Raw genomic sequence first — 3,717 nt, 5'->3', positions numbered from 1 at the left:
CTGAAAAAATATTTTGATAATATAGCAGAACAAAGGAATATTGACACTGGAAATGTTGATTTGCGAATAATAAAAATTAGTACAAATGGATAATCGTATTGCAGAATCAGAACTGATCATCAACAGCCGCGGAGCCATATATCACCTGGATGTAAAACCGGATGAACTGGCTCATACCATCATCACCGTTGGCGACCCAGACCGTGTAGGTGCAGTAAGTAAACACTTTGATAAAATAGAAAGCAAACATCAGCACCGCGAATTTGTGACGCATACCGGCTATATCGGCAACAAGCGTCTCTCCGTGGTTTCCACCGGCATTGGCACCGATAATATCGATATTGTATTCAATGAACTGGATGCACTTGTAAATATAGATTTTGAAACACGCCTGGTAAAACCTACCCTCACTTCCCTGCAGATCATTCGCCTCGGTACTTCCGGCGCGCTGCAGGAAAGCATCCCGGTAGACAGCTTCGTGGTGTCGTCGCATGGTCTTGGCCTCGACAACCTCATGAATTACTACGCGTTTGAAAATACCAGTGCGGAAAAACAACTGATGCAATCTTTCCGCGGACAGGTATTCCTGCAACCCGGAGGCGCCAATCCATGCCTCTTTGAAGCATCCTCCCAATTGCAGGCATTGTTCACAGAAGGTTTTCATACAGGCATCACCGTTACCTGCCCAGGGTTCTATGCACCGCAGGGCCGCGTACTCCGCGGTACACTATCGAACCCCGACCTGATTGATAATCTTACCAACTTCAACTACGAACATCACCGTATCACCAACTTTGAAATGGAAACCTCTGCCATCTACGGCATGGGGCGCGTACTTGGCCACGAATGCCTTTCCATCAGCGCTATCGTTGCCAACCGCATCAGCAAAGAGTTCAGCAAAGACGGCAGTGCTGCGGTGGCGGCGCTTATAGAGAAAGGGCTTGGCATTATTGCGGGAATGTAGTCGCCTTCGGCGACTACGCGGATTTTGTCTGACTCAGGATTAAACTGATTACGCTGATTACCCTGATTTTATTTCTTTGATTTTAAAAGGATTTTTGAAGATACTGGTAATAGATGTATTTGTTTATATCTCAGATATATCCGCTTATATCTCCCCAAATCATTTTAAATCCAAAGTAATCAAATCAGGGTAATCAGCGTAATCAGTTTAATCCGGAGTCAGACAAAATCCGCGCTAGTTCATAAACGCCTCTATCTTTTTCTTTTCATCGAGCTTTACAAACTGCCCGTATTTATCGAGGTATTCTTTAGCTATTGGTTTAAAGGCTGTTTTGTCTTGTTTATTGAGGAGATAAATAGTTCTTGCCCGCAGGTATATTTCCTCTCCCGGTGCGCCATAGGGTTTTACTGTGGTATAAATGGCGTCCCAGTTGGGGTTAGCGCCATTTTCGGGCAGGGAGGGGGCTATCAGGTCCTGGTAAATGAGGTTCATCATTTTTACGGCGGCTTGTCTTGCGCCCATTGCTTTATCGATAGCTTCCATGTTATTGCGGATGATGAAGAAGCCGGTATCGCGGGTGCTGCCGGTTACCTGCATCACGTAGCGGAGATCGTCTTCTGAATAGGGTTGTTTCATCACCGCGAAGTAACCGGCGCCGGCCAGGGCCGCGCCATCTTTATCGCCTGATTGTACTGCCATCATGGCCAGTTTTCTCAGGAACTCCGGATCCCTTTTACCATCAATATACTCCTGCAACATAGCGCTGTAGATAGCACCGGGTTCTGTAAGATCGGCGTCCTGTGCAGCTACTTCCGGGATAGTGCCCATGTCTTTATTCAGCGGCGCATGGATCTTCCTCATTTCCGCAAACGGTATTTTCACTACTTCCCGGTCGTAGGTAAGCAGGCCGTTCTGTTCTCTTTCCACATCAAAAGGTTGGGTATAGATGCTGGCGGATAGCCCTTGCCGCTCCAATAGCTGCAAATGCTGGTTCATAATGGTATACTTTGATTTCAGCGCACCGGGCTTTTCCTGGATGTATCCCCATGCCGTGTTGGTATTCCACTGGTGATCGGGAATGAATACGCCAATACCGCCGAACTCGCCCAGTACACGGGCTTTCCCTGGCATTTTTATGGCGTTCATGGGATTGGGGTAGCTATGTACATCGGTGAGGTCCGCACTGATGTATGCATTGGGGCTGGGACTACGGAGCTTTTCGTTTACATAGAGATATTCTCCGGAGTGGCCATTCACCAGGCGGGAGGGATCGCTGCGTTTGATCCATTCTGTTAAGCGTTGTTGATCGAACTGCCCCCATTTTTCGTTGAACAGTACCCAGGTAGTTATGCAGGGATAATTATGCAGCTGTGCCAGCGTTTCTTTGCATTGCTGTTCAAACGCCGCTTTGGCCCCTTCCGGCAAACTGTGGTTGGGGCTCACCATATCCTGCCATACCAGCATACCCAGTTTATCTGCCCAGTAGTACCAGCGGTCCGGTTCCACTTTAATATGTTTACGGATGGTGTTAAAGCCCATTGCCTTGATGGCTTTGATATCAAATGCCAGCGCTTCATCGGTGGGCGCCGTGTAGAGGCCATCGGGCCAGAAACCCTGGTCCAGCGTGCCAAGGTTGAAGTAAGGCTTGTTGTTGAGGAAGATGCGGTCTGCTCCTTTTTCATCTTTGGCGATGGATACCTTACGCATGCCGAAATAACTTTTCACTTCATCGGTTACCGTGCTTCCTTTTAGCAGCTTCACGGAAAGATCGTACAGGAAAGGGGTTCCCGGCGACCACAAAACAGGGTTATCTATTTTCAGCTGTAACGGAGTGCCGGATTTACCTTTTACTTTACCGGCAGTTTTGCCGTTGGCCGAAGCCACCGCTTCTACCGTGTATCCTGCAGGCGCATCTACCGTGAGGGTAAGTAATTGCTGATCGATATCCGGTGTGAAGTTCAGACCTGAGATATAATTGGTGGGCACCTTTTCCAGCCATACAGTTTGCCAGATACCGGAACTTGGGGTATAATAAATGTTGGCAGGGTTCAGTACCTGTTTACCGGAGGGACCTATGCCCCTGTCCGACGGGTCATAGATATTCAGCACAAGGATGTTTTCGCCGCTCTTTACCGCATTGGTAATATCAATGGTAAACGACGTATAGCCGCCGGTGTGACCACCCACTTCCTTTCCGTTGAGGTATACTTTGCTTTGCCAGTCTACCGCCCCGAAGTGCAGGAGCGTTCTCTCTCCTGCTGCCTGGTTAATATCAAATTTGCGACGGTACCAGAGACGCTGTTCGGGGAGCAGGGTTTTCTTTACGCCCGATAATGCTGATTCTAACGGATAGGGCACAAGTATTTGCCCGTCGAAATTGTAGGGCGCCGGTTCACCCGCTGCAGTGATGGCATATTCCCAGAGACCGTTGAGGTTTTGCCAGTTCTTCCGCTCCAGCTGGGGCCGCGGATAAGCGGTCAATGCATTTTGCGGACTCACTTGTTTCGCCCACCTGGATTGGATGGCAACAGGTTTCATTTTATAGCCGGTTTGTGCCTGTAATGGGGTAAGACTGCATAATAACAAGGCAATGGCCAGTAATAGTGGTGTTCTCATCATGGAGTTACTTATTTCTTTGTGGTTAAATTGAGTGGTTGACAGGGTTGTGATCTTCCAGTTCATCTTAATGGCTAAAACAGGTACGGTAGCAAAATATACATAATTCCCGATGACTAAACAGGCTTAACTTTTAC

2 protein-coding genes are annotated in these 3,717 nt (G+C 48.1%); one reads left to right on the top strand and one right to left on the bottom strand.

What is annotated here, in order from left to right:
* Positions 1 to 85 precede the first annotated feature (85 nt).
* Positions 86 to 964 carry a nucleoside phosphorylase gene (locus VN105_RS24185; RefSeq protein WP_325645070.1) on the top strand — a complete coding sequence of 293 codons (879 nt, stop codon included), beginning with the start codon at positions 86 to 88 and terminating at the stop codon, positions 962 to 964.
* 234 nt (positions 965 to 1,198) lie between these two features.
* On the opposite strand, the gene VN105_RS24180 is transcribed toward VN105_RS24185, so the two are convergent.
* Positions 1,199 to 3,646 (bottom strand): glycoside hydrolase family 2 protein, encoded by a 2,448-nt coding sequence (locus tag VN105_RS24180; RefSeq protein WP_325645068.1) that lies wholly within the window; start codon positions 3,644 to 3,646, stop codon positions 1,199 to 1,201.
* Positions 3,647 to 3,717 lie beyond the last annotated feature (71 nt).

Origin of the sequence: Chitinophaga sp., from assembly GCF_035564935.1 — a bacterium.
Lineage (GTDB): Bacteria > Bacteroidota > Bacteroidia > Chitinophagales > Chitinophagaceae > Chitinophaga.
This window is presented reverse-complemented; position numbering and strand designations above follow the sequence as displayed.

Excerpts from the sequence above, each read along its gene's own strand:
- VN105_RS24180 (WP_325645068.1), bottom strand. The coding sequence starts at position 3,646 with ATGAACTGGAAGATCACAACCCTGTCAACCACTCAATTTAACCACAAA.
- VN105_RS24185 (WP_325645070.1), top strand. The coding sequence starts at position 86 with ATGGATAATCGTATTGCAGAATCAGAACTGATCATCAACAGCCGCGGA.